General features: G+C 65.5%; 21 protein-coding genes. 14 read left to right on the top strand and 7 right to left on the bottom strand.

Translation table 11 applies throughout. The features are described 5' to 3' along the window. Window positions 1–410: 410 nt before the first annotated feature. The gene (gene secA, locus V5F77_RS12630; RefSeq protein ID WP_429005705.1) at window positions 411–3,188 is read left to right on the top strand and encodes a preprotein translocase subunit SecA; all 2,778 of its coding nucleotides are present in this window, start codon (window positions 411–413) and stop codon (window positions 3,186–3,188) included. A 409-nt stretch (window positions 3,189–3,597) separates the two neighbouring features. Here the strand turns inward: secA and V5F77_RS12625 are convergent, their stop codons facing one another. Continuing rightward, window positions 3,598–4,842, bottom strand: coding sequence for a hypothetical protein (locus V5F77_RS12625; protein ID WP_429005704.1), 1,245 nt, complete (start codon window positions 4,840–4,842; stop codon window positions 3,598–3,600). Between the two features lie 177 nt (window positions 4,843–5,019). Beyond that, entirely contained in the window at window positions 5,020–5,970 is a 951-nt protein-coding gene (locus V5F77_RS12620) for an acetyl-CoA carboxylase carboxyltransferase subunit alpha (RefSeq protein ID WP_429005703.1), read from the bottom strand. Between the two features lie 168 nt (window positions 5,971–6,138). Here V5F77_RS12620 and V5F77_RS12615 point away from each other — a divergent pair, with 168 nt between their 5' ends. The 3 genes from V5F77_RS12615 (at window position 6,139) to V5F77_RS12605 (ending at window position 7,190) form a co-directional block, all read left to right on the top strand. Further along, window positions 6,139–6,372, top strand: a complete 234-nt coding sequence (locus V5F77_RS12615) for a hypothetical protein (protein ID WP_429005702.1) — start codon at window positions 6,139–6,141, stop codon at window positions 6,370–6,372. A 207-nt stretch (window positions 6,373–6,579) separates the two neighbouring features. Next, a complete protein-coding gene (locus V5F77_RS12610; protein ID WP_429005701.1) occupies window positions 6,580–6,870 on the top strand; it encodes a YggT family protein in 291 nt (96 codons plus the stop codon). Between the two features lie 5 nt (window positions 6,871–6,875). Next, window positions 6,876–7,190 (top strand): DUF167 family protein, encoded by a 315-nt coding sequence (locus V5F77_RS12605; RefSeq protein ID WP_429005700.1) that lies wholly within the window; start codon window positions 6,876–6,878, stop codon window positions 7,188–7,190. Window positions 7,191–7,193: 3 nt separating this feature from the next. Here the strand turns inward: V5F77_RS12605 and V5F77_RS12600 are convergent, their stop codons facing one another. Continuing rightward, window positions 7,194–7,544, bottom strand: coding sequence for a cupin domain-containing protein (locus tag V5F77_RS12600; protein WP_429005699.1), 351 nt, complete (start codon window positions 7,542–7,544; stop codon window positions 7,194–7,196). Window positions 7,545–7,963: 419 nt separating this feature from the next. Between V5F77_RS12600 and V5F77_RS12595 the strand changes: the two genes are divergently transcribed. Further along, entirely contained in the window at window positions 7,964–8,758 is a 795-nt protein-coding gene (locus V5F77_RS12595; protein WP_429005698.1) for an SDR family NAD(P)-dependent oxidoreductase, read from the top strand. A 25-nt stretch (window positions 8,759–8,783) separates the two neighbouring features. On the opposite strand, the gene fni is transcribed toward V5F77_RS12595, so the two are convergent. Beyond that, window positions 8,784–9,818: a type 2 isopentenyl-diphosphate Delta-isomerase gene (fni, locus tag V5F77_RS12590; RefSeq protein ID WP_429005697.1), complete on the bottom strand. Its 1,035-nt coding sequence runs from the start codon at window positions 9,816–9,818 to the stop codon at window positions 8,784–8,786. Between the two features lie 138 nt (window positions 9,819–9,956). Here fni and V5F77_RS12585 point away from each other — a divergent pair, with 138 nt between their 5' ends. From V5F77_RS12585 to gyrB, 9 genes are all read left to right on the top strand, one after another. Continuing rightward, entirely contained in the window at window positions 9,957–10,925 is a 969-nt protein-coding gene (locus V5F77_RS12585) for a polyprenyl synthetase family protein (RefSeq protein ID WP_429005696.1), read from the top strand. Further along, a complete protein-coding gene (locus V5F77_RS12580; RefSeq protein ID WP_429005695.1) occupies window positions 10,922–11,905 on the top strand; it encodes an ABC transporter ATP-binding protein in 984 nt (327 codons plus the stop codon). The genes V5F77_RS12585 and V5F77_RS12580 overlap by 4 nt, the downstream gene beginning before the upstream one ends. Next, entirely contained in the window at window positions 11,902–13,107 is a 1,206-nt protein-coding gene (locus V5F77_RS12575) for an ABC transporter permease (RefSeq protein WP_429005694.1), read from the top strand. The genes V5F77_RS12580 and V5F77_RS12575 overlap by 4 nt, the downstream gene beginning before the upstream one ends. Before the next feature lie 204 nt (window positions 13,108–13,311). Continuing rightward, window positions 13,312–13,809 carry a sterol desaturase family protein gene (locus tag V5F77_RS12570; protein ID WP_429005693.1) on the top strand — a complete coding sequence of 166 codons (498 nt, stop codon included), beginning with the start codon at window positions 13,312–13,314 and terminating at the stop codon, window positions 13,807–13,809. Then, window positions 13,806–14,618, top strand: a complete 813-nt coding sequence (locus V5F77_RS12565; RefSeq protein ID WP_429005692.1) for a fatty acid desaturase — start codon at window positions 13,806–13,808, stop codon at window positions 14,616–14,618. The genes V5F77_RS12570 and V5F77_RS12565 overlap by 4 nt, the downstream gene beginning before the upstream one ends. A gap of 220 nt (window positions 14,619–14,838) precedes the next feature. Next, window positions 14,839–15,960, top strand: a complete 1,122-nt coding sequence (gene dnaN / locus V5F77_RS12560; RefSeq protein ID WP_429005691.1) for a DNA polymerase III subunit beta — start codon at window positions 14,839–14,841, stop codon at window positions 15,958–15,960. A gap of 108 nt (window positions 15,961–16,068) precedes the next feature. Next, window positions 16,069–17,259, top strand: a complete 1,191-nt coding sequence (recF, locus tag V5F77_RS12555; protein WP_429005690.1) for a DNA replication/repair protein RecF — start codon at window positions 16,069–16,071, stop codon at window positions 17,257–17,259. Between the two features lie 136 nt (window positions 17,260–17,395). Beyond that, window positions 17,396–18,049 (top strand): L,D-transpeptidase, encoded by a 654-nt coding sequence (locus V5F77_RS12550; RefSeq protein ID WP_429005689.1) that lies wholly within the window; start codon window positions 17,396–17,398, stop codon window positions 18,047–18,049. A gap of 363 nt (window positions 18,050–18,412) precedes the next feature. Further along, window positions 18,413–20,836: a DNA topoisomerase (ATP-hydrolyzing) subunit B gene (gene gyrB, locus V5F77_RS12545; protein WP_429005688.1), complete on the top strand. Its 2,424-nt coding sequence runs from the start codon at window positions 18,413–18,415 to the stop codon at window positions 20,834–20,836. Between the two features lie 100 nt (window positions 20,837–20,936). On the opposite strand, the gene V5F77_RS12540 is transcribed toward gyrB, so the two are convergent. From V5F77_RS12540 to V5F77_RS12530, 3 genes are all read right to left on the bottom strand, one after another. Next, a complete protein-coding gene (locus V5F77_RS12540; protein WP_429005687.1) occupies window positions 20,937–21,467 on the bottom strand; it encodes a type II 3-dehydroquinate dehydratase in 531 nt (176 codons plus the stop codon). A 176-nt stretch (window positions 21,468–21,643) separates the two neighbouring features. Next, complete coding sequence (locus tag V5F77_RS12535; protein ID WP_429005686.1) at window positions 21,644–22,948, bottom strand: adenylosuccinate synthase; 1,305 nt, start codon at window positions 22,946–22,948, stop codon at window positions 21,644–21,646. 66 nt (window positions 22,949–23,014) lie between these two features. Further along, window positions 23,015–23,734: a GntR family transcriptional regulator gene (locus V5F77_RS12530; RefSeq protein WP_429005685.1), complete on the bottom strand. Its 720-nt coding sequence runs from the start codon at window positions 23,732–23,734 to the stop codon at window positions 23,015–23,017. Window positions 23,735–23,773 lie beyond the last annotated feature (39 nt).

Below are 23,773 nucleotides of genomic sequence, written 5' to 3'. Positions count from 1 at the left end.
GCCCCATCATCGCAAATCCCCCGGGACCTCTTCCGCCGGGGATACTAATGAGCGGGCCCCGACAAGTCCATGACAGCTCATGGTTAGCGAAGCTGCATCCTGGGGGAAATTCGTAACCGGGCCCCTGCGGCGGGGAATATGCCCCAACGAACCCGCATCATACGGACCACTCTCATTGACAAGCCTGCGACCCGTTCATAAGTCTCCCGTCGTATCCTGGACGCACGCGTGTGCCGCATGGACCTTTCGGCCGGCGGCGGGCGCGCCGTTGCGCCCTGGGAATCGAGATTCAAGCGTGGACTTGCTGGCGCCGCATTGGGCGTGTCGATAAGCGATTTCATGGACCGGAGGGTCCGGCGGCCCGTCTCCGCCCTCCCCTGACAAGAGACGGGACGGATAGAGACGTCACGATGCTAGGTGGACTTGCCCGCAAGATCTTCGGCTCCGCGAACGACCGCATGGTCCGCGGCTTTCGCCCCATGGTGGCGGCGATCAACGCGCTCGAACCGGAACTCTCCGCGCTCTCGGACGATCAGCTTCGGGCGCGCACGGCGGAATTCCGCGCCCAGCTGGCGGCCGGGAAAAAGCTCGACGATCTCCTGGTGCCCGCATTCGCGACCGTGCGCGAGGCAGCCAAGCGCGTGCTCGGCCTGCGCCCGTTCGACGTCCAGCTGATCGGCGGCATGGTGCTGCATAACGGCGATATCGCCGAGATGAAGACCGGCGAGGGCAAGACCCTCGTCGCAACCCTGCCGGTCTATCTCAACGCGCTCGCCGGCAAGGGCGTGCACGTGGTGACGGTCAACGACTACCTCGCCAAGCGCGACGCCGAGTGGATGGCGCGGGTCTATAACTTCCTCGGCCTCACCACCGGCATCATCGTCCATGGCCTCGACGATGACCAGCGCCGCGCCGCGTACGCGAGCGACGTGACCTACGCCACCAACAACGAATTGGGCTTCGACTATCTGCGCGACAATATGAAATACGACCGCGCGCACATGGTGCAGCGCGGTCATTTCTACGCCATCGTCGACGAAGTGGATTCGATCCTCATCGACGAGGCCCGCACCCCGCTCATCATTTCCGGCCCGCTCGACGACCGCTCGGATTTCTACAACACCATCAACGAATACATTCCGCGCCTCAGCAAGGAAGATTATGAGGTGGACGAGAAGCAGCGCTCCGTCTCCATGACCGAAGCCGGCATGGAAAAGATGGAGCAGATGCTCACCGCCGCCGATCTGCTGAAGTCGACCTCGCTCTACGACATTGAAAACGTGTCGGTGGTCCATCACGTCAACCAGGCGCTGCGGGCGCACACCCTGTTCCAGCGCGACAAGGACTATATCGTCCGCAACGGCGAAGTGGTGATCATCGACGAATTCACCGGCCGCATGATGCCGGGGCGGCGCTATTCGGAAGGGCTGCATCAGGCGCTGGAAGCCAAGGAGCATGTCCAGGTCCAGCCCGAGAACCAGACGCTGGCCTCCATCACTTTCCAGAATTATTTCCGCCTCTACGAGAAGCTCGGCGGCATGACCGGCACCGCCAATACTGAGGCGGCGGAATTCGGCGACATCTACAAGCTCGACGTGATCGAGGTGCCGACCAATGTGCCCATCGCCCGCATCGACGACGACGACGAGGTCTATCGCACCGCCACCGAGAAATACGCGGCGATCATCGAGGTGATCAAGGATTGCTCGGAGCGCGGGCAACCGGTCCTGGTGGGCACCACCTCGATCGAGAAATCGGAGCTGCTGGCAGATCTGCTCAAGCAGGCAGGGCTGCGGCAGAAGGATTTTTCCGATCCCGCCGCCTTTAGCGGCCACGGCAACGACCACGCCTTCGCGGTGCTGAACGCGCGCTACCACGAGCAGGAAGCCTATATCGTCTCCCAGGCCGGCGTGCCCGGCGCGGTCACCATCGCGACCAACATGGCCGGCCGCGGCACCGACATCCAGCTCGGCGGCAATGTGGATATGCGCATCGCGCAGGAACTCCAGCATCTGCCCGATGGACCTGAGCGGGCCGAGGCGGAAGCGCGCATTCGCGGTGAAGTCGCCGAGATGAAGCAGACGGCGCTGGCCGCAGGCGGCCTGTGTGTCCTCGGCACGGAGCGGCACGAGAGCCGGCGCATCGACAACCAGCTGCGCGGCCGCTCGGGCCGCCAGGGCGATCCCGGCCGGTCCAAGTTTTTCCTATCCCTCGACGACGACCTGATGCGCATCTTCGGGTCCGACCGCCTGGATGGCATGCTGCAGAAGCTTGGCCTCAAGGAAGGCGAGGCCATCATCCACTCCTGGATCAACAAGGCGTTGGAGAAGGCCCAGCAGAAGGTCGAGGCGCGCAATTACGACATGCGCAAGAACGTCCTGAAATATGACGACGTTCTCAACGACCAGCGCAAGGTGGTGTTCGAGCAGCGGCTCGACCTGATGAACGACGCCGATATCGCCGAGACCGTGGAGGACATGCGCCACTCGGTCATCACCGACCTCGTGGCCAAGTACATTCCGGAGAATTCGTATCCCGAGCAATGGGATGTGAAGGGCCTCGACTTCGCCGTGCGCGACGTGCTCACCCTCGACCTGCCGGTGGAGGCCTGGGCGCAGGAGGAAGGCATCGCCGGGCCGGAAGTCACCGAGCGCATCATCCGCCGCGCCGACGAATGGATGGCGGGCAAGGCCGGCCAGTACGGCCCGGACCTCATGCGCTATATTGAGAAGTCGATCCTGCTGCAGACGCTGGACCATCTCTGGCGCGAGCACATCGCCATGCTGGACCATCTGCGCCAGGTGGTGGGCCTGCGCGGCTATGCCCAGCGCGACCCGCTGAACGAGTACAAGTCCGAAGCCTTCCAGCTGTTCTCCGCCATGCTCGGCCGCCTGCGCGAGATCGTCACCTCTCAGCTCATGCGGGTGGAGATCGTTTCCTCCCCGCCGCCGGAAGACGCGCTCCCGGCCATGGAAGCGCACCATATCGATGCCACCACCGGCGAGGACGAATTCTCCGGCTCGGCCGCCGCCATCGGCGCGCGTCCCCAGCCTGCGATTTCGGGCGACATCGCGGTGGCCGAGCGCGATCCGAAGGATCCCTCCACCTGGGGCAAGGTGGGCCGCAACGAGAATTGCCCCTGCGGCTCCGGCAAGAAATACAAGCACTGCCACGGCCGCTTCGCCTGAGGCTGGCTTTTCCCCCTTGAACGAAACGCCCGGTGTCGAGCCGGGCGTTTTTGCGTTTTGGGGTCGGCCGCGCGGGCGGGCAGCGGCGGATGCGGATACGAAACGGGCGAGAGGGCCGAGCCGCCGGCTGTACGAGGCCGAACCGAATCGGAGAATCCTCCGGATTCATCTTCGCCGAACGTTCGCCCGAAATGCCGGTTCTGTGCGCCGAAGACCCGCCGCGAAGCACCAGAAAACCGATGTTCGTCCGCGCTAAGTCATTGTTTCACGTGAAGAATTTTCGAAAATCCGGAGGCCGCGCCGCCATTCCGGCAGGCCTGATCTCGGGCCGGAATGCCGTTTGGCGCCAGAGCCGGATCTGTCTCGATCCCGCAGAGACGTCACCGGCTCCATAGGATCGGATCGCGCGCTAGCGCGTGCTGGATGAGAACGTACCCGGCGTCACGATGGTTGTGGAGCCCTGCAGGACCGTCGCGGATGCAGTACCCTGCCCGTTCAGGCTGGCGGTCTGCTGCACCGATCCGGGCGGCAGGACGGAAGCGACACGCGGCCCGCTGCTCGTGGGCGCGGAGGCGGAGGTCGCATCCACGCCCGGACGCACGGGGGCTCCGACTTCGACCACCTGGCTGTCCGGGGAAATGCCCGGCGGGCGCGTGGTTTCGGGCATGGTGCCGGGCGGCGCCCCGTTCACGTCCACCGTGTAATCATTCGCCTCGGCGCCGACGGGGCGGAACTTGGCCAGGAACACGGGGTGCATGCCCCCGTCGGTGCCGGTCTTCACCGGCGCCACGGGCAGCGAATTGGACAGCGCCGCTACCTGCTGGTCGTCGGCGATACGCTTGGCATTAACCGCCTGGGCGATCTCGGCGGGCACGGTATAGTTCGGGCAGGCGGCGGAGGCGTCGAAGCCGCGTCCCCCCTCAACCTGCGCGTTGAACACATAGTGTCGGTCGCACACGTTGACCTTCGGCTCCTGCTTCGTCACCTCGAAGCTGTCGTAGCCTTCCTTCAGGTTGCGCCAGAAGGCCATGTTCGGGTTGGTGCGATGGCGGGCGAGATTCTTCGGCGTCATGCGGAACGGCATGGCCTGGAGCTGGAACGAGCGCTGGCCGCCGGCGAAGCTCTCGCGCGCCAGGGCGAAAATCTCGGCGATCTGCTGGTCGGTCATGGCGTAGCAGCCCGACGAGGAGCAGTCCCCGTGGATCATCAGGAACTCGCCGGTGCGGCCGTAGGACTTGTCGAACGCGTTCGGAAAGCCCGTGTTGATCGCGAGATAATAGCTGGAATTGGGATTCATCAGCGCCGGAGTGATGGCATAGAAGCCTTCCGGCGCCTGGCGGTCGCCCATCTTCACCTTGGGGCCGAGCTCGCCCGACCAGCGGCAGATCGGATAGGTCTTCAGCAGCGCATAGGTGCCGTCGGTCTTTTCCTTCCAGACCTCGAGCTCGGATTCCTGCTTGAACAGGCGCACCAGGATCGGGCTGGAGGGCGTCATGCCCTTCTCCTGGATCATGGTGACCATCTGCGGCGACAGGGGCTGCTGGGAGCGCCGGGACAGATCGCCCTGGCCGTTGCAGCCGGCGAGCACCACCGCCGCCGTGGCGGCAAGCGCCGCGAGCCGGAGACGGGAAAAGAGGGGAAGCGGACGGCTCAACGCAGAACTCCAAGGTCCGTTTCGGGCGCACTAAGAGTCATGATGCAAGGTCCACCCTTGACGGCGCGTTACCATATGATGGCGAAAAAGCGATAAATCAGCGCTTGTTAGCCGCACAAGACTGGCGAATTGCGGCCGATATGAGATGGTTCCAGACAAAATGGCCGGCGTCCAGCTCTAGAGCGTGCGGCCGATCGCCAGGAACTTGGCCCGCCGCGCCTTGCGCACTTCGCTCGCATCGAGCCCCGCCATGGCGGCCAGGGCTTCCGCGATCGCATCCCCGGTCGCCGCGATGGCGGCCTTGGGGTCGCGATGGGCGCCGCCGGTGGGCTCCTTGATGATCGAATCCACCACGCCGAATCGCACCAGATCCTGAGCGGTAATCTTCATATTGGTCGCCGCCTCCTGCGCCTTGGCGGTATCGCGCCAGAGGATCGAGGCCGCGCCTTCGGGAGAAATCACGCTGTAAATGGCGTGCTCGAGCATCAGCACCTTGTTGGCGGTGGCGATGGCGATGGCACCGCCCGATCCGCCCTCGCCGATGACGACCGCCACATTGGGCGCGCCGAGCGCGAGGCAGGCGTCGGTGGAGCGAGCGATGGCCTCCGCCTGCCCGCGCTCTTCCGCGCCGATGCCGGGATAGGCGCCGGCGGTATCCACAAGCGCGATCATGGGCACCGCGAAACGGTCGGCCAGTTCCATGAGGCGCGCGGCCTTGCGGTAGCCCTCGGGGCGCGCCATGCCGAAATTGTGCCGGATGCGGGTCTCGGTGGTGGAGCCCTTCTCATGGCCGATGACGCAGACCGGCTCGCCGCGGAAGCGCGCAAAGCCGCCGATGATGGCTTCGTCCTCGCCATATTTACGGTCGCCGGCCAGCGGCGTGAACTCATCGAACAGGCCCCTGGCGAAATCTCCGAAGTGCGGCCGCGCGGGGTGGCGCGCCACCAGCGTCTTCTGCCAGGGCGTGAGGGTGGAATAGAGCTGGGCCAGAGCATCGGCCGCCTTGGCTTCAAGGCGCGTCACGTCGTCGGCGATCGCGACGCCGTCCCCGCTCGAAAGTGCCCGCAGTTCTTCCACCTTCGCCTCGAGCTCGGCCACCGGCTTCTCGAAGTCCAAATAGCTGCGCATGCCTGTCCGTGGGGTTTTGGGAAATGATGGACGCTGGCGTCCGGGCACCTCATGGCGCGGCCGGAAGCTGCTCTTCGGGGCGCTCTAAGTCAAGGTGTCACTGCCCGACGAGGCAACCCGATCAGCCGCCGCGCGTTGTCCCTCAATGGATTGCAGAGGAGACACCACATGTCCTCAAAACCGCGTCATCCCGCCGCTGAGCCCGCAAAAGGCACCGAGGGGGCACCGCAGCGCGCGCCTCTGCGCCCATCGGCGCCGGCCAACGACACCGGCAAGAACGACACCGGCAAGCCTGCCGCGGGGCCGCACGCGAGGCCGGACTTGACCGATGCCGCCAAGACCCCCGGGACCGGCGCCCTGCCCGATCCCGACAAACCCAATGAGGATGCGACCTTGGGCTGAGCCCGGAGGATCTGCAGCCCGTGGCCGGCGCCACTCAGAGCTATGCCGCGTACGCGTGGCATACGGGCCCTTTTGACGCAGGGCGCGGGCGAGCCGCGGACGAACCCAACGCGCTCTTGAGCGCTCACAGGCACGAACGCCCTGTTCAATCGGCGCCGGCTTGGCTATTGCTCCCTGACACCTGCCGCCGCGAGGAATTGTCCCAAGATGCGCGCCCTTCTCGACGTCATCCTCATTGTTCTGCAACTCTACACCTGGGTGCTCATCATCGCCGCGGTGCTGTCGTGGCTGCTCGCCTTCAATGTGGTCAATGCCTACAATCCCGTGGTCCGGACCATCGGCGAGTTCATCTATCGCATCACCGAGCCGCTGCTCGCGCCGCTGCGCGCCATTCTGCCCCAGCTCGGCGGCCTCGATCTTTCCCCGATGGTGCTGATCCTCCTCATCATCTTCATCGAGCGGGTGATCGGGCTCTATATCTATCCTTACGTTTTCTGACCGCCGTGGCGTTCTTCCGGGCCCATGCGGACGGGCTCGACGTCAGCGTACGCGCCACGCCCAAGGGCGGGCGCGACGCTCTCGATGGCATCACGACGCTGTCGGATGGGCGTGACGTGCTGAAAATCCGGGTCCGCGTGGCGCCCGAAGATGGCGCCGCAACGGATGCCGTGGCGCGCGTGCTCGCCAAGGCTGCCGACGTCGCCCCCTCGCGGGTCGTGCTTTTGTCGGGCGCGACGGCACGGCTGAAGGTGTTCCGCATCGCCGGCGACCCGGCGCGCCTGCAGGCGGCGCTGGAACGCGCCGTTGCGCAAGCCTAAGCGTCACCCCGCGACGAAGTCCGCCCGCATGGGGGTAAACACGTCGACCAGGATGCCGGGTTCGATGCAGAGCGCGCAATGGTGCACGCCGGACGGTACATAGAAGCTATCCCCGGCGGTCAGACGTTCGGTGCGCCCGTCGATGGTGATGTCAAACACGCCGCTTTCGACACTCGTCACCTGCACATGGGGGTGACTGTGCGGCACGCCGCCGGGACCCGCCTTGGTGAAGATCACCCGAACCATCATGATCTCGTCGTTATAGGTGAGGATCTGGCGCTGGACGATATCGTCCACCACTTCGACCGGCACCGTGGCGGCGAAAGCAAATACCGCACCCTTTTCCTGCGACATCGAATTGCTCCTATCGGACCGTGAGCACGACGCGCGGCGGGCGTCGTCCGGTTCATGTTGTGCCAATGGATTAAAACGTTTTAGCTTGCAAGCCGGCGGCCAAGGCCCGGCAGCACCCACCACAGAGGAGATCGAGCCAAACGCGCGGCGAGCCCGGCAAAATCCAAGCCGTGCGGCCTTATCCTGACCTCGACAGGCGGCTCACCGGCAGGGTTGCGAACGCAGTCGAGGATTCGTCCCGCGAGGGCGGAGCCGCTTGCGTCGCCAGCTTACCAGGGCGTGATCGCCCGGCGCTCTGCCTCCCTATTACCGACCCTCCGCCTCTGGCAGGTTACCTCTCAAAAAAAGAGCCCGAGTCTGCGTCCGCTAAAAGCCCCCTTCGCCGGTTCGCGCCGGCCGCTTTTCCCAAGGAGCCAAACATGACCGTATCCCAGGTCCAAATGCCGGTATTTCCCGATCTCAAGGGCAAGGCCGTGCTCATCACCGGCGCCAGCACCGGGCTCGGCGCCGCGGCCGCCGAAGGCTTTGCCCGCAGCGGCGCACGAGTGGCGGTGCATTACAACGCCAGCCGCGACAAAGCCGAGCAGGTGGCCGAGCGGGTGCGCGCGGCAGGCGGCGAGGCCGTGATCATCGGCGGCGACCTGACCCGGCGCGAAGCGCCCGCCGCCATCCTCGCCGCAACGCTGGAGGCCTTTGGCGGCCTCGATATCCTGGTGAACAACGCGGGCGGGCTGGTGAAGCGCCTGCCGATCACCGACTATAGCGACGAATTCTACGACGCGGTGCTGGACTTGAACGTGCGTCACGTCGTGAATTTCATGACCCACGCGGTGCCGGTGATGCTCGCGCAGAGCCGGCCGGCTTCCATCATCAATGTATCGTCCATTGCCGCACGGCACGGCGGCGCCGGCGGGTCCGTGCTCTATGCGGCCGCCAAGGGCTTCATCTCGACCGCCACCCACGGCTGGGCAAAGGAACTGGCGCAGACCGGCATTCGCGTGAACGCCGTTTCCCCCGGCGTGATCGAGACCCCGTTCCACGACCGCTATTCCACACCGGCTCAGTTGACCGTCATGCAGGCGACGATTCCCATGGGACGGCTCGGGGTGCCGGACGAATGCGTCGGCACCTTCCTTTATCTCGCCTCGGAAGCGGCGAGCGGCTATGTGACGGGGCAGGTGATCGAGGTCAACGGCGGGCAATACATGCCCTGAAGACCTTCACGCGGCCTTGCCGCCCTCATGCCGCCGGCAGCAGCCGGGCGGTACGCAGGGCGGCGAGGTCGGTCGACCCGGTACAGAAGCAGGCGATGCGCAATTGCGTGATGATCCCCTCGAAATGCGCCACCACCGCCTCGCTGGACAAGACGGCGGCGGAGAGCACCCCGGCCGCCTGGCCCGCCAGATCCGCGCCCAGGCGGATCGCCTTGGCGACATCCACCCCGTCCTTGAGACCGCCGGAGGCGATCAGCGGCACCTTGGGGCAGGCCTCACGCACCGCCTGGACCGCCTGCGCGGTGGGAATGCCCCAATCGGCAAATGCCGCAGCGATGGCGCGCTGCCGCCCGCTGCCGCGCTCACCCTCCACCAGCGCCCAATTGGTGCCCCCGGCTCCCGCGACGTCGATGGCCGCAACGCCGTTATCCACAAGCTGGCGGGCCAGATCGGCGGCGATACCGAAGCCGACTTCCTTCACAATCATGGGAGCAGGAAGCGCCCGGGCCAAGCTTCCGATAGCATCCAGCAGGCCGCGCCAGTCGCGATCGCCACCCGCCTGAACCGCTTCCTGAAGCGGATTGAGGTGCAGGATCAAGGCATCTGCCTCGATCATGTCCACGGCCCGCCTAGCCTCGTCGAGCCCATAGCCGCGGGCCAATTGGGCCGCGCCGAGATTGGCGAACAAGGGAATTCCCGGTGCGAGCCGGCGCAGGCCTGGATCAAGGCCAGCCGCTTCCCCGCCCTCCAGGGCAACGCGCTGCGAGCCCACGCCCAATGCAATGCCCAGATGCTGGGCCGCTTCGGCCAGATGGCGGTTGATCAGGCCCGCAGCCGCGGGTCCACCGGTCATGGAAGAAATCAACAAAGGCGCCGCGAGCGCGCGTCCAAGGAACGTCGTAGTGAGATCCACAGCGTCCAAATGCAGTTCAGGCAGGGCGCGATGTTCAAAAAACACGCTCTCGAAGCCGGTTTTTGCACGAGACAAAGTGCGCTCGTCGGCCATCACGACATCGATATGATCTTGCTTGCGGCGCTGGATCTCGCTTTCCGCGTTCATCGCGTCAATCTCTTCTGCTTGACAGCAAGCCACCTTCAAGGGTTCTAGAGTCTGATCTAAGATCATGCAAGCACATGCAATCTGCCGGATCGGCCTTCAGGGGCCTCGCGGGCGGAAGAGCGAGGAAGGGCCGGCCCGATGACCCACGGCAAATCCCGAGACGGCGAAGCACTGCATGCCGTCGAGGGCGGCCCGGTGATGGAGAACGCAAGCCTGCGTTCCCCGGACCTGAGCTATCTGCGTTCGGTGGTGGATCGGCGTCTCGGCCTGCTTCTGCCGACCACGGCCTCCAATCCCGCAACCCTGCATGCCGCCATGCGCCATATTCTGCTGGCGCCGGGCAAGCGCTTGCGGCCCCTGCTCGCCATGTCGGCGGCGCTGCGGCTCGGCGCGGACGAGCACCAAGTGCTGGATTGCGGCTGCGCGCTGGAAATGATTCACGCCGCCTCCCTGATCATCGACGACCTGCCGTGCATGGACGACGCAACGCTGCGGCGGAACCAGCCGGCGACCCATGTGCAGTTTGGCGAGGACGTGGCGGTGCTGGCCGCCATCTCGCTGCTCACCCGCGCTTATGGGGTGGTGGCGACGGCACCCTCGGTCCCGCCGCCGGCCCGGGTTGAGATTCTCGCCGTATTCACCGGCGCGGTGGGATCGCTCGGCTTATGCGGCGGGCAGTTCGACGACCTGCGACCGGTGCCGGGACGCAGCCTTTCCGCAACTGAGGATGTCAATCGGCGCAAAACCGGCCTGCTGTTCATCGCCGCGGTCGAGGCCGCCGGCCTGGTACATGACGCTAGCGCCGGCGACATGGAGGCGCTGCGCGATTTTGCCAACCACGTCGGCCGCGCCTACCAGATTCTCGACGATCTGCTGGATGTCCAATCCTCCGCCGCCACGCTCGGCAAGGATGTGGGCAAGGACGAAGGCAAAGCGACGGTCATTGCTTCCCTCGGGGCTTCACGGGCAGCCAGCCTGCTCGACAGCCATCTGCGCGGCGCGCTCGAGGCATCCGACCGCATTTCCCGCCGCCTCGACGGCACAGATCCCCTGCGGGATTTCCTGCGCCACGCCTTCGGCGGGCTTCCGGGCGTTGCGGTGCCGTGACTTTAGCACCCGTCTTGCGCGCGGCCGAAGACCCTGCTGCGTCCCAGCGCGGGGCATTGGTGCTTGAGGTCGCCGGGCTAAGCGCCGATTATGGGGCGCGGCCGGTGCTGCGCGATGCTTCCCTCGCCGTCGCGGCGGGAGAGATCACCGCATTGCTCGGCCCCAACGGCGCGGGCAAGACCACCTTGATCCGCGCCATCTGCGGCCGCGTACATCCCTCCGATGGCAATGTGCTGGTGAAAGGCGACGTCGCCCATTCGAAGCAGGCGCGGCGGCACATCGGCCTCGTGCCACAGGAATTGGCTCTCTACCCCAGCCTGACCGTGCGGGAAAATCTCGACATTTTCGCGCGTCTCGCCGGCATGCCCCGGTCCGGTATTGCCGGCCGCCTGTCCTCCGTCATGGATGCCGCGGGTGTCATCACACGCGCCAACGAACGCATTGACCGCCTTTCCGGCGGCTGGAAGCGCCGCGCCAATGTTGCGGCCGCTCTGGTGGGCGATCCGGCGCTGCTGATCCTGGACGAGCCGACCGTGGGCGTGGACCGCGATGCCCTCGCCGGCTTTGCCGAGCTTGTGCGTTCCCTTGCCGCCGCAGGCCTCGCCGTGCTGATCGTGACCCATGACCTTGAGCAGGCGGCGACGGTGGCGGACCGCATCGCAATCCTGGTGGACGGCCAGGTGGTGCTGGAAGGACCGACGCACGCGCTGGTGCTCCAGCGCTTCGGCGGCGCGCGACGCGTGGAACTGCGCTGGTCGCAGCCGCCGGACGCCGATACCCATGCCCATCTCGTCACGCTCGGCCTCAAACCCGACGCGGCTGGAACGGCCTATGCCGGCAAGCTCGCGTCCGGCGCGGGCGCGCTCGCAGACCTGCTGCTCACGCTGGAACAGCGCCGGGTGTTGCCGCGCGAAATGTCGGTACGCGAGCCGGACCTTGCCGCGCTCTATGCCGACGTGATCGCCGAGACGATGCGATGATCCGCGCCATCATGAAGGCCATGGGTCTCACTCTGCTGCGCGATAGGGGCGCGCTGGTGATGACCTTCGTGCTGCCGCCCTTGATGTTCCTGGTGTTCGCGGCGGTCTTCACCGGCATCAGCGGCGACGACGCCCCGGTCAAGGCGGCGGTGACCGATGCCTCGGGCAGCGCCGCCGGCCATGAACTGTTCCTCGCGCTTCACAATGCCCCGCTGGTGAAGGCCGTCCCGCTCGCGGACGAAACCGCCGTGCGCGCGGCCGTGCGCTCCGGCACCGCCGACGCCGGGCTGGTCATCGCCTCGGATCCGACGACCGGCGGCGCTCAGCCGCCACTGCTCGTCCTGGCCGATCCCGGGCGCGCCGCGGCCGCGGGTCTGCTGATGGCCCATGTGCAGACGCTCATCGCCGAACGCTTGCCGCAGATCGGGCTCAAGCGGCTCGGCGCTCAGATGGAGTCCATCGTCGGAGCTTTCACCGCGGAACAAAAAGAACAGTTCGATCTCGCCCTGCAGGCAAGCGCGGAGAGCATCGCCAAAGGTGAAGCGCCGCGTGGCGGGGACTTTTTCGCCCGCCAGACCGTCGATTCCCTCAAGGCCCTGCCCACCGTCACTTATTATGCTGGCGCGATCGCCGTCCTGTTCCTTCTGTTTTCCTCGGTGCAAGGGGCCGCGAGCTTGGTGGAGGAGCGCCGCTCGGGCATTTTCGACCGCATCCTGATGATGCCGGGGGGCACGGGCGTGATGGTGCTGGGAAAGTTCGCGTTCATTACCTTGCAGGGCGTGCTGCAGGTGTCGCTGCTGTTTGCGGTCGCCTCGCTGGTCTACGGGGTGGCCGTGCTGCCCCATTTCGGCACCTGGATCGCAACCACCTTCGCCGCGGCGGCGGCCACCGCGAGCCTGGCACTGGCGCTGGCATCGGCGGCACAGAGCCGGCAGCAGGCGCAGACCCTCTCCACCTTCGCGGTGTTGATGCTCTCCGCCATCGGCGGCAGCATGGTGCCCCGCTTCCTCATGCCGGAGTGGCTGCAAAACCTCGGCTGGATCACGCCCAATGCCTGGGTGATCGACGCCTATCAGGCCAGCCTGTGGCGCGGCGCCGCATTCGCCGAGCTGGCGCCTGCGCTTTTCGTTCTTATTTGCTATGCTGGACTCGGACTTCTCGCGAGCTTGGTGCTTGCCCAGCGCCATGTCCGACTTGGCTGAGAGGCCGCATGATCGGATGCCTGCCGTTTCTGGTCCACGGGCCGCGGAGCGCAAGCTGATGCCGAATATTGAGGCAGGACAAGGCGGGCGGACCCGCATTGCGCTCGCATTGCCCCGACCGGGGCACGCCGCCACGGCCCGGCGCCCTTCCGCATCCGGTTATCCGGCAGCGAGGGCAGGCGCCCCGAACCTGAGCTTTGAACCATGACATTCGCTTTGAACACGCTGATCGTTCTCGTCACCGTCGCCGTCATGGAAGGCGTCGCCTGGGCTGCGCATAAATACATCATGCACGGCTGGGGGTGGGGCTGGCATCGCTCGCACCATGAGCCCCATGACGATGTCTTCGAGCAGAACGATCTCTATGCCGTCGTGTTCGCCTTGCTCGCCATCGGCCTCATCATCTACGGGTCGGGTGGCTTTGGCCCGCTCTATTGGGTCGGCGTCGGCATGACGGTGTACGGGTTCCTGTATTTCTTTGTCCATGACGGGCTGACCCACCAGCGCTGGCCGTTCCGCTATGTGCCGCGCAACGGCTATCTCAAGCGCCTTGTCCAGGCGCACCGCCTGCACCATGCGGTGGACGGCAAGGAGGGCTGTGTCTCCTTCGGCTTCCTCTATGCCCAGCCGGTGCAAAAGCTGCGCGACCAGTTGCGGGAAACCCACGGCGGCTCCCTGAAGAACGTGGACACCCGCTCGTGAGCGTTTCCACCTCGGGGCGCGGCACGGGAGAAAAAGCCGGCCGCACCCGCGCGCCCAGCGCGGCGGCGGTCGAGATGAGACGGGCCTATGCCCGTCAGGGCGCCATCGGCCTCGGCCTTGCCGCTTTGGTGATCGGCGGCTGGCTGGCGGGGCATATCTTCGGCGTGTTCTTCCTGCGCCTCGCGCCGCCGGACCTCTATGCCGCGCCTTTGGTGATCGCGCTCCAGACCTGGCTCGACGTCGGGCTGTTCATCATCGCCCACGATTGCATGCACGGCTCGCTGGCGCCGTTCCGGCCGAAGATCAACCTCTGGGTGGGCCGCGTCGCGCTCGGCCTCTATGCGGCCTTCAGCTATGATCGCCTGTTGCCGAAGCACCACGACCACCATCGCCATTCCGGTACCGAAGGCGATCCGGATTTCGACGCCGACCATCCCGACCGCTTCTGGCCGTGGTTCCTGCGCTTCATGCGCACCTATTTCGGCTGGCGGGAATTCGGCATCCTGACCGCCGTGCTGGCGGTCTACATCCTGGTGATCGGCGCGCCGGTTTTGAACGTGCTGCTGTTCTGGGCCCTTCCGGCGCTGCTCTCAGCGCTGCAATTGTTCTATTTCGGCACTTATCTGCCCCACCGCCACGGCGAGCCGGGCTTTGCCGATAAGCATAACGCGCGCAGCAATGAGTACGGCTATCTCTGGTCGCTCCTGACCTGCTTTCATTTCGGCTATCACCACGAGCACCACGAGGCGCCGTTCGTGCCGTGGTGGCGGCTACCGAAATACCGGCGAGAGACGGTAAGGCCGCGATAACGGGCATTGAGCGGCCCTTGATCCTTGCGCGTGTTGCGGGAATTTGTATCCCTTCACATCAGTTGCGGGGAAAAGCGCACGGATGCCCTTGCTTTGGTGCAGCGCGAGCGGCAATGTCTGCGGCCCACGGGTTCGTTGTGAACGATCCGGTCGCGGGCCGTTCGGGCGCCAGCCTGAGCGTGCTTAGTTTCCCCGCACGTAGAGTAACGGGTCCGGGCCAATGAAGGTCACCGTCGAACGCGCCGAGCTACTCAAGTCGCTCAGCCATGTCCATCGCGTCGTCGAACGTCGCAACACCATTCCGATTCTGGCCAATGTGCTGATCCGCACAGGCACCGCGGGGCTGGAGTTGAAGGCCACCGACCTCGACCTAGAGGTCGTTGAAGCGATACCGGCCCAGGTGGACCAGGATGGTGCCACCACCGTACCGGCCCATGTGATCTACGACATCGTGCGCAAGCTCCCCGAAGGTGCGCAGGTGCAGTTGGAATCGAGCGGCGATCGCGGCACCCTGCTGGTCCGCGCGGGACGCGCCCGCTTCACCCTGCAAACCCTGCCGCAAGAGGATTTCCCCGATCTCGCGACCGGCGAATTCACCCATTCCTTCAAGCTGAAGGGGGCTGAGTTCCGGCGCCTGGTGGACAAGACCCAATTCGCCATCTCCACCGAGGAGACGCGCTATTATCTGAATGGCATCTTCCTGCATGTCGCCGACACCACCGGCAGCAAGGCAACCCTGCGGGCCGTCGCCACCGACGGCCACCGCCTTGCCCAGGCCGAGCTTGATGCCCCCGAGGGCGCGGCCGGCATGCCTGGCATCATCGTACCGCGCAAGACCGTCGCCGAAGTGCAGAAGCTGCTTGAGGACAAGGACGCGGAAGTCACCGTCTCGCTCTCCACCACCAAGATCCGGGTGGCTGTGGGCGCGATCGTGCTGACCTCCAAGCTGATCGACGGCACCTTCCCCGACTACAATCGCGTCATCCCCGCCGGCAACGACAAGGTGCTGATGGTCGACAAGACGGATTTTGCCGCGGCCGTCGATCGCGTCTCCACCGTCTCCAGCGAGCGCGGGCGGGCAGTGAAGCTCTCCCTGACGGACGGCAAACTGGTGCTCTCGGTCACCAATCCGGATTCCGGCAGCGCCACCGAGGAGCTTGAGGTGGACTATGCCGCCGAGCCCCTCGATATCGGCTTCAACAGCCGATATTTGCTGGATATCACGGCCCAGTTGGAAGGCGACACGGCGGAACTGAAGCTTGCGGATTCCGGCTCTCCCACCCTGGTGCGCGACAGCACGAAGACCGATGCGCTCTACGTGCTGATGCCGATGCGGGTGTGAGGCAGGAAGGCGGCGAGATCGCGCGCGCCAGGGCCACACCCTTGCGCGCGGCGCGGCGAAGGCCATCTTCAGGCTGCCGCCGTCGTTTATTACCGGACCTGAAATTCCATGACCCGCGCGCCTGATGCCGCATCGGGCGCAGCCACGGCTTTACCGCCAAGAGCAGCGCCCCGCGCCCGGATCCGCAGACTGATCCTCACGCGCTTCCGATCCTACGAGGCCGCTCAGATAAGCGTCGGCGACGGCCCGGTCGTGCTCACCGGCCCGAACGGTGCCGGCAAGACCAATCTTCTGGAAGCGATCTCCCTGCTCTCCCCCGGCCGGGGGCTGCGGAGGGCCGCGCTCGACACGGTGGCGCAACACCAGGGAGACGGCTCCTGGGCGGTGGCGGCGGAGATTGAGGGGATCTTCGGGGCGGTGCATCTCGGCACCGGCATGGAACCCGCTTCCGGCGGCAGCGCGGGGCCACGCCGTTGCCGGATCGAGCGCGAGACCGTCTCGTCCGCAAATGCCTTCCTCGATCATCTCAAGGTGGTCTGGCTGACCCCGGACATGGACGGCCTGTTCATCGGCCCACCTTCCGACCGCAGGCGGTTCCTCGACCGGCTGGTGTTGGCTGTCGATGCGGAACACGGCACCCGCGTCAACGCGCTGGAACGCGCCCTGCGCGCGCGCAACAGGTTGCTGGAGGAAGGTGGGAGCGCGCGGTTCCTGGATGCGGTGGAACGCGAAGTGGCGGAACTGGCCGTCGCGGTTTCCGCCGCCCGCCTGGAGACAGTGGGCCGCCTTGCCGCCGAAATCGCCGCCGACCGGGACCCCACCTCCCCGTTTCCGCACGCTTCGATCGCGCTGGAAGGCACCGTGGAGCGCATGCTCTCGGACGCGCCGGCGCTGGAGGTGGAAGATCGTTATCGCGCACTTTTGCGTGACAGCCGTCCCCGCGACCGGGCAGCCGGGCGCACGCTGGAAGGTCCACATCTGTGCGACCTGACGGTGGTCCATGCTGAAAAGGCGCTACCGGCGGCGCGTTGCTCTACCGGGGAGCAGAAATCCCTGCTGATCGGCCTGGCGCTGTCCCATGCGCGCCTGGTCGCCTCCATGCAAGGCCTTGCGCCGATTGTGCTTCTCGATGATGTGGCGGCCTATCTCGATGCCGAGCGGCGGCTCGGTCTGTTCGCGGCGCTGGCCCGCCTTGGTGCGCAGGTCTGGTTGACAGGCGCCGATGCCACGGTCTTTTCAGCCCTCGACCAAGCGGAGCGATTGAGCGTCCGACCCGGTTCTATCGTAGCGGAAGCTTGAGCCTGCGTCGCCCGCCGGTGCAGCGGTTTATTGCTGGTTTGTGCTGCTTTTTCCCTCTGTGTGGCGCGACCGCCACCCGCGCAGAATCTGCTCATGCTACCCAGGTAGACATGATTCGCAGCTGCTTCGGGGACCCATGCCCAGCGAAAGCCTTTCCACCGCCGTACTGAGCCGGCGGCTCTTCGTTCTCGGCACACCGCTGTTCCTGGCGGCTTGCGTCACCGACAATTCCGGCGCCCCCTCCACGGCTGCGCTGACCATGTATGGCCCGATCCCCGGCGAGCCGTTCGAGGTGGATGCGGTGGATGTGTCGGAGATCGACCCGATCTATCTGCGGCATGTGGTGGATTATCCCACCAAATACCCGCCCGGCACCATCGTCGTCGATATCGACAACAAGTTCCTCTATTTCGTGGAGAAGGGCGGCAAGGCGATCCGCTACGGCGTCGGGGTCGGCAAGCAGGGCTACAGCTATAGCGGCTGGGCCACCATCAAGCGCAAGGAAAAGTGGCCGCACTGGACCCCGACCGCCAACATGATCGCCCGCCAGCCGGAGCGCTACGGTCCCTATGCCTCGGGCCTGCCGGGCGGTGAAACCAATCCGCTCGGCCCGCGTGCGCTCTACCTCTATGACGGCGACCGCGACACCATGTTCCGCCTGCACGGCACCATCGAGCCGGACAGCATCGGCAAGCAGGTGTCGAGCGGCTGCATCCGCCTGCTCAACCAGGACATCATCGATCTCTATTCCCGCGTTCCACTCGGCACGCGGGTCTATGTCCAGCGCTGAGCACGCCCAGCGTGACTGAAACGCCGGCTTAGGTTCGGCGCTTCACGGGGCCGGCGCTTCATGGCGAAGCCCGCGCTCGGACCTTGCGAGCCTTCCCCAGCGGCAGAAACTTGACGTGCGACGCGCGCGGGCGCACACGTGCGGGATGGATCTGGCAGGGTTGCCCTCTTTTCCGCTCTTCTCGTCCTTGCCGTCGCCTCACCCGGCCGCGTGGTGCGTGCGCAGGCAGCACGAACCTTCGCGCGCGGATGGCTCTCGGCACGCGGATGCGGCCGATCTTGCCGCCACCCAAGGCTTTGCCACCAAATAACCGCGGCTTTGCGGTAAAAGATAATCAAGCGTTCCAACGATTCGAGATTGACCATGGCCGAACCCGCGCCCGCGGCATCCCCCGACGACTATGGGGCACAATCCATCCAGGTGCTGAAGGGGCTCGATGCCGTCCGCAAACGGCCCGGCATGTATATTGGCGACACGGATGACGGCTCCGGCCTGCACCACATGGTCTACGAGGTTGTGGACAACGCCATCGACGAGGCGCTGGCCGGCTATGCCAATGAAGTCACCGTCACGCTCAACGCCGACGGCTCGGTGACCGTGACCGACGACGGGCGCGGCATCCCCACGGACCTCCACCACGAAGAAGGCGTGTCCGCTGCCGAGGTCATCATGACCCAGCTGCACGCCGGCGGAAAGTTCAACCAGAATTCCTACAAGGTCTCCGGCGGCCTGCACGGCGTCGGCGTTTCGGTCGTGAACGCGCTGTCCACCGTGTTGGACCTGACCATCTGGCGCAATGGCAAGGAGCATTTCATCCGCTTCCGCCACGGCGATGCGGAAGCGCCACTGGTGGTGGTGGGCGATGCTCCGGCGGGCAAGCGCGGCACCATGGTGACATTCACGCCAAGCCCGGAAACCTTCACCCATATCCAGTTCGAATTCGCCACCCTGGAACATCGCCTGCGTGAGCTGGCGTTCCTGAATTCCGGCGTGCGCATCCGCCTGACCGACGCCCGCACGCCGGACGTGCGGGTCGAGGACCTGATGTATGAAGGCGGCGTGGAAGCCTTCGTGCGCTATCTCGACCGTTCCAAGACGGCGGTGATCGCCAAGCCCATCGTGATCCGCTCGGAGCGCGACGGCATCCAGGTGGAAGCGGCGCTGTCCTGGAACGACAGCTATCACGAAACCATTCTGTGCTTCACGAACAACATCCCGCAGCGCGATCGTGGCACCCATTTCACGGGCTTTGCCGCCGCGCTGACGCGCCAGGTGATGGGCTATGCGGAAAGCTCCGGCATCACCAAGAAGGAGAAGGTCACGCTCTCCGGCGAGGATTGCCGCGAGGGCCTCACCGCCGTGCTCTCCGTGAAGGTGCCGGACCCGAAATTCTCCTCCCAGACCAAGGACAAGCTGGTCTCCTCCGAAGTGCGCCCGGTGGTCGAGGCGCTGGTGGGCGAGGCGCTCCATTCCTGGCTTGAGGAAAACCCGGCCGAGGCCAAGGCCGTGGTCGGCAAGGTGGCGGAAGCCGCCGCCGCACGCGAGGCCGCCCGCCGCGCCCGCGAGCTCACGCGCCGCAAGAACCCGCTCGACATCGCCTCTTTGCCCGGCAAGCTCGCCGACTGCCAGGAGCGCGACCCCGCCAAGTCGGAAATCTTCATCGTCGAGGGTGACTCGGCCGGCGGCTCCGCCAAGCAGGGCCGCGACCGTGCCTTCCAGGCCGTGCTGCCCCTGCGCGGCAAGATCCTGAATGTGGAGCGCGCGCGCTTCGACAAGATGCTGTCCTCCGAGCAGATCGGCACGCTGATCACTGCGCTCGGCACCGGCATTGGCCGCGATGACTTCGACATCGCCAAGTTGCGCTACCACAAGATCATCATCATGACCGACGCGGACGTGGACGGCTCCCACATTCGCACGCTGCTGCTCACCTTCTTCTTCCGGCAGATGCCGGAAATCTTGGAGAATGGGCATCTCTACATCGCCCAGCCGCCGCTCTACAAAGTCGCGCGCGGCAAGTCCGAGACCTACATCAAGGACGAGCGCGGCCTTGAGGACTACCTCATCAACGTCGGGCTCGACGACGCCGCACTCCATCTCGCCTCGGGCGAGGTGCGTACCGGCGCCGATCTCGCCGCCGTGGTCGAGACCGCGCGCCAGTTCCGCTCGGCGCTGAACGCCCTCCACCCGCGCTACAATAAGGCGATCGTCGAACAGGCGGCGCTGGCGGGCGCGCTGAAGCCGCATCTGCTGCGCGAGCGCGATGCCCAGGCCGAAATGGCCGAGGTGACCCGCCGGCTCAACATGCTGGCGGAAGAGACCGAGCGCGGCTGGACCGGGACCGCCGACGAGACCGGCTTCCGCTTTTCGCGCACCGTGCGCGGCGTGTTGGAAACCAACTTGCTGGACACGACCTTCCTGGTTTCGCCCGACGCCCGCCGCCTCGACACGCTGGCCTCCGGCCTCGACGGGGTGTTCGCGGGCGAAGCCCGCCTCAAGCGCAAGAGCGAGGAGACCGTGCTACTGGGCGCCGTCGATCTGTTCGACGCGGTTACCGACTCCGGCCGCAAGGGCCTCTCCTTGCAGCGCTACAAAGGCCTCGGCGAGATGAACCCCAGCCAGCTCTGGGAAACCACGCTCGACATCAACGCCCGCTCCCTGTTGCAGGTGAAGGTGAAGGAAGTGGATGCCGCGGGCGACCTCTTCAATCGCTTGATGGGCGATGTGGTGGAGCCGCGCCGCGAGTTCATTCAGGAGAACGCGCTGAAGGCCAGCGTCGACGTCTGATCGTTGATCCGTTTCGGGACAAGCGAGGCGACGATCCCTCGCCGCCACCGCCGATCCATTCAAATTTGAGCCCCCGGCCGCACGGCCGGGGCCCGAGCGCTCATTCGGCGGCCGGCTCCGCATAATTGGCCGGGCGCACGAAGTCGCCATCGTCAAGCATGCCCACGACCGCAACGAGCGCGGCGGTGTAGGAATGCTTGCGCAGGCCATGGCAGATGCCGACTGCGGTGCGCGTGAAAACGGACTTCAACTCGCGCACCACGATGTTGGAAAAGTGGACTTCCACATAAGGTAGCCCGCTGTCTTCCAGGCAATGGCGCACGTTCTCGCCATAGATGTTCAACCCGGCGGGGTTGATGATGACCGCGTTTAGTCGCTTGCCGTCGACCGCATCCGCGAAGGCATGTTGATGCAGCCATTCGAGAACTTCGCCGTCGAAATTGGTGTGGAAGGGGATGACCTCCACGCCTAATGCGTCGCCGAGCTTTACATTGCGATCTTCGAGCTGCTGGATGGTCTGCGGCGGGCCATAGACATCCGGGCTGCGGTTATGAAGGTTTGGCATGTTGGGTCCATTGATAAGCCCGACGCGCCACCGCCGATTACCCGACCGGAATAAAGTAACGTCCATGGTATTATCTCCTTCTGCACTTGAAGACCGGCCCGCGCACGCCCTTTGTCTCTAAGCTTCCGGGAGACACAGGGCGCACCCATTGAAATAGTTTCGCTTTGTTTTTTTTGGCAAAGCTCCGCCGTTCCCCGCCGCGTGACAGGGTGTCGTTTTCCCCTCGGGTCTGGTGTGTCAGCTCATCCCGGTGCCGACCCCTGCAAGAACGGGTCGTGCACCAAGATCGTGTCGGTCCGTTCCGGGCTCGTCGACAGCACGGCGACGGGAATGCCCGTCGCTTCCTCCAGGAACCGCACATAGCGCAGCGCCTGGGGCGGCAAGCCGGCGAGTGTGCGCGTGCCTACCGACGATTCCGTCCAGCCCTCGAACGTCTCATAGACCGGCTCCACCCGCTCCTGCGCCGCCATGGTCGGTGGCAATTGATCGACGGGACGTCCGTCGAGCCTGTATCCGACGCAGACCTTGACCTCGGGAAGGCCGTCCAGAACGTCGAGCTTGGTGAGGGCCATCCCCTGAATGCCGGCGGTGCGCACGCTCTGGCGCACGGCCACCGCATCGAACCATCCGCAGCGTCGCTGGCGCCCGGTATTCACGCCGAACTCATGCCCGCGCTGGACCAGGTGATCCGCGACCACGCCGCCTTGCTCGGTCGGAAGCGGACCTTCGCCGACCCGCGTGGAATAGGCCTTGGTGATGCCGAGGACATAGTCGATCGAGGAAGGGCCTACACCGGAACCGCTTGCAGCACCCGCCGCCACCGTGCTGGACGAGGTGACGAACGGATAGGTGCCGTGGTCATTATCGAGGAGCACGCCTTGCGCCCCTTCGAAGAGGATATGCTTGCCGGCGCTCCGATGAGACGCGAGGAGGCTCGACACATCGTCCATGAAGGGCAGGACGCGATCCGCGGCCCGCAGGAGTTCGTCGCGGATCGCCTCCGCCGTCACCGCCGTCAAGCCAAGCCCCGTGCGCAGGGGATTGTGGTGGCGCAGAAGCCTCTCGGCCTTGGCCAACAGCGTGTCCGGCTCGGTGAGATCCGCCACGCGGATCGCACGCCGCCCGACCTTGTCCTCATAGGCCGGGCCGATCCCGCGCTGAGTGGTGCCGATCTTCAATCCGGAGCTGTCCTGCTCGCGCGTGGAATCGAGCTCGCGATGCACCGAGAGGATAAGCGCGGCATTGGGCGCGATCCGCAGCAGGTCGGGGGTCACGCTGACGCCCTGCTGCCTCAGGCGCTCGATCTCCCCTGCAAAATGGACGGGATCGATCACCACGCCGTTCCCGATGACGGACAAGCGCCCGCGAACCAGGCCGGAAGGCAGGAGAGCCAGCTTATAGCTGACACCGTCGATGACCAGCGTGTGGCCGGCATTGTGGCCGCCGTTGAAGCGCACGACCACGTCGGCGCGCTCGGCGAGCCAGTCAACGATCTTGCCCTTGCCTTCATCGCCCCATTGCGACCCCACCACCACGATACTTGACATGGACTTGAACACTCCTCCACCTGTCGTGGAAATTCGAATGAAATGCCCGGCGAATGCTTGCGCGGATCACGTGAGGTTCGCGAGAATATAGGCGTTGCGCGCCGCTTCTCTCGCTTGAGCGACATGGGCGATGGCGGCGGCGCGAGCGGCTTCGGGATTGCGGTCTTTGATCGCCAGGTAGATCGCCTCCATCTCGCGCAGGCTGTGCCTGGCCCGCTCCGGAAGGGACATCGAACGCGAGCGAAGGAAATTTATCCGCGCCAGGAGCCCCAGAATTATCTCCTCGATCACACGGTTTTTCGCGTTCTTGAGAAGAATAGAATAGAATAACGATGTGGCTTCGACGCGGACATAAGCTTCGAACGAATTGACCGCATCGCTGAATTGCTTCAGGGCATTCTGCATGCTGAGGATGCCCTCCTCGCTGATGTTGACGGCGCACAGGGCCGCGGCCTCTCCTTCGAGCAGTTCGCGCACGTGATAAATGTCCTGAGCGTCCTGCCAGGAGAGGACCGGAATCTGAGCGCCGCGATGCGGAGTGATGTCGCACAGGCGCTCCGCCTGAAGGCAGCGGATCGCCTCCCGCAGCGCCGGTCTGCTGACGCCCAGGGATACGCACAGCTCCGATTCGATCAGGCGGTCGCCGGGTTTGAGGAGGCCCGAAAAAATCGCCATGCGCAGTTTCTGGATCACCTCTTCCACGAGGGTCTTGGGAGAGACCCGCAAGTGGGAGAGATCCGCCCCGGTCAGTTTCGGTTCATTCGCCGCCATCAATCCGCCGGCCACTCCGCACGCTGCGAGCGACCGCCTCCCTACGTTTGAGAT

Source organism: Roseixanthobacter psychrophilus (assembly GCF_043195195.1).
In the GTDB taxonomy this organism is placed as follows: domain Bacteria; phylum Pseudomonadota; class Alphaproteobacteria; order Rhizobiales; family Xanthobacteraceae; genus NCEH01.
Note: the sequence above shows the minus strand (reverse complement) of the source record. Positions and strands in the feature narration are given on the sequence as shown.

Bases quoted from the DNA above. Each gene is read 5' to 3' on its own strand.
- V5F77_RS12585 (WP_429005696.1), top strand. From the start codon at position 9,957: ATGACCCACGGCAAATCCCGAGACGGCGAAGCACTGCATGCCGTCGAG.
- dnaN (WP_429005691.1), top strand. From the start codon at position 14,839: ATGAAGGTCACCGTCGAACGCGCCGAGCTACTCAAGTCGCTCAGCCAT.
- gyrB (WP_429005688.1), top strand. From the start codon at position 18,413: ATGGCCGAACCCGCGCCCGCGGCATCCCCCGACGACTATGGGGCACAA.
- V5F77_RS12550 (WP_429005689.1), top strand. From the start codon at position 17,396: ATGCCCAGCGAAAGCCTTTCCACCGCCGTACTGAGCCGGCGGCTCTTC.
- V5F77_RS12600 (WP_429005699.1), bottom strand. From the start codon at position 7,544: ATGTCGCAGGAAAAGGGTGCGGTATTTGCTTTCGCCGCCACGGTGCCG.
- V5F77_RS12535 (WP_429005686.1), bottom strand. From the start codon at position 22,948: ATGTCAAGTATCGTGGTGGTGGGGTCGCAATGGGGCGATGAAGGCAAG.
- secA (WP_429005705.1), top strand. From the start codon at position 411: ATGCTAGGTGGACTTGCCCGCAAGATCTTCGGCTCCGCGAACGACCGC.
- V5F77_RS12575 (WP_429005694.1), top strand. From the start codon at position 11,902: ATGATCCGCGCCATCATGAAGGCCATGGGTCTCACTCTGCTGCGCGAT.
- V5F77_RS12570 (WP_429005693.1), top strand. From the start codon at position 13,312: ATGACATTCGCTTTGAACACGCTGATCGTTCTCGTCACCGTCGCCGTC.
- V5F77_RS12620 (WP_429005703.1), bottom strand. From the start codon at position 5,970: ATGCGCAGCTATTTGGACTTCGAGAAGCCGGTGGCCGAGCTCGAGGCG.
- V5F77_RS12610 (WP_429005701.1), top strand. From the start codon at position 6,580: ATGCGCGCCCTTCTCGACGTCATCCTCATTGTTCTGCAACTCTACACC.
- V5F77_RS12540 (WP_429005687.1), bottom strand. From the start codon at position 21,467: ATGGACGTTACTTTATTCCGGTCGGGTAATCGGCGGTGGCGCGTCGGG.
- recF (WP_429005690.1), top strand. From the start codon at position 16,069: ATGACCCGCGCGCCTGATGCCGCATCGGGCGCAGCCACGGCTTTACCG.
- V5F77_RS12595 (WP_429005698.1), top strand. From the start codon at position 7,964: ATGACCGTATCCCAGGTCCAAATGCCGGTATTTCCCGATCTCAAGGGC.
- fni (WP_429005697.1), bottom strand. From the start codon at position 9,818: ATGAACGCGGAAAGCGAGATCCAGCGCCGCAAGCAAGATCATATCGAT.
- V5F77_RS12615 (WP_429005702.1), top strand. From the start codon at position 6,139: ATGTCCTCAAAACCGCGTCATCCCGCCGCTGAGCCCGCAAAAGGCACC.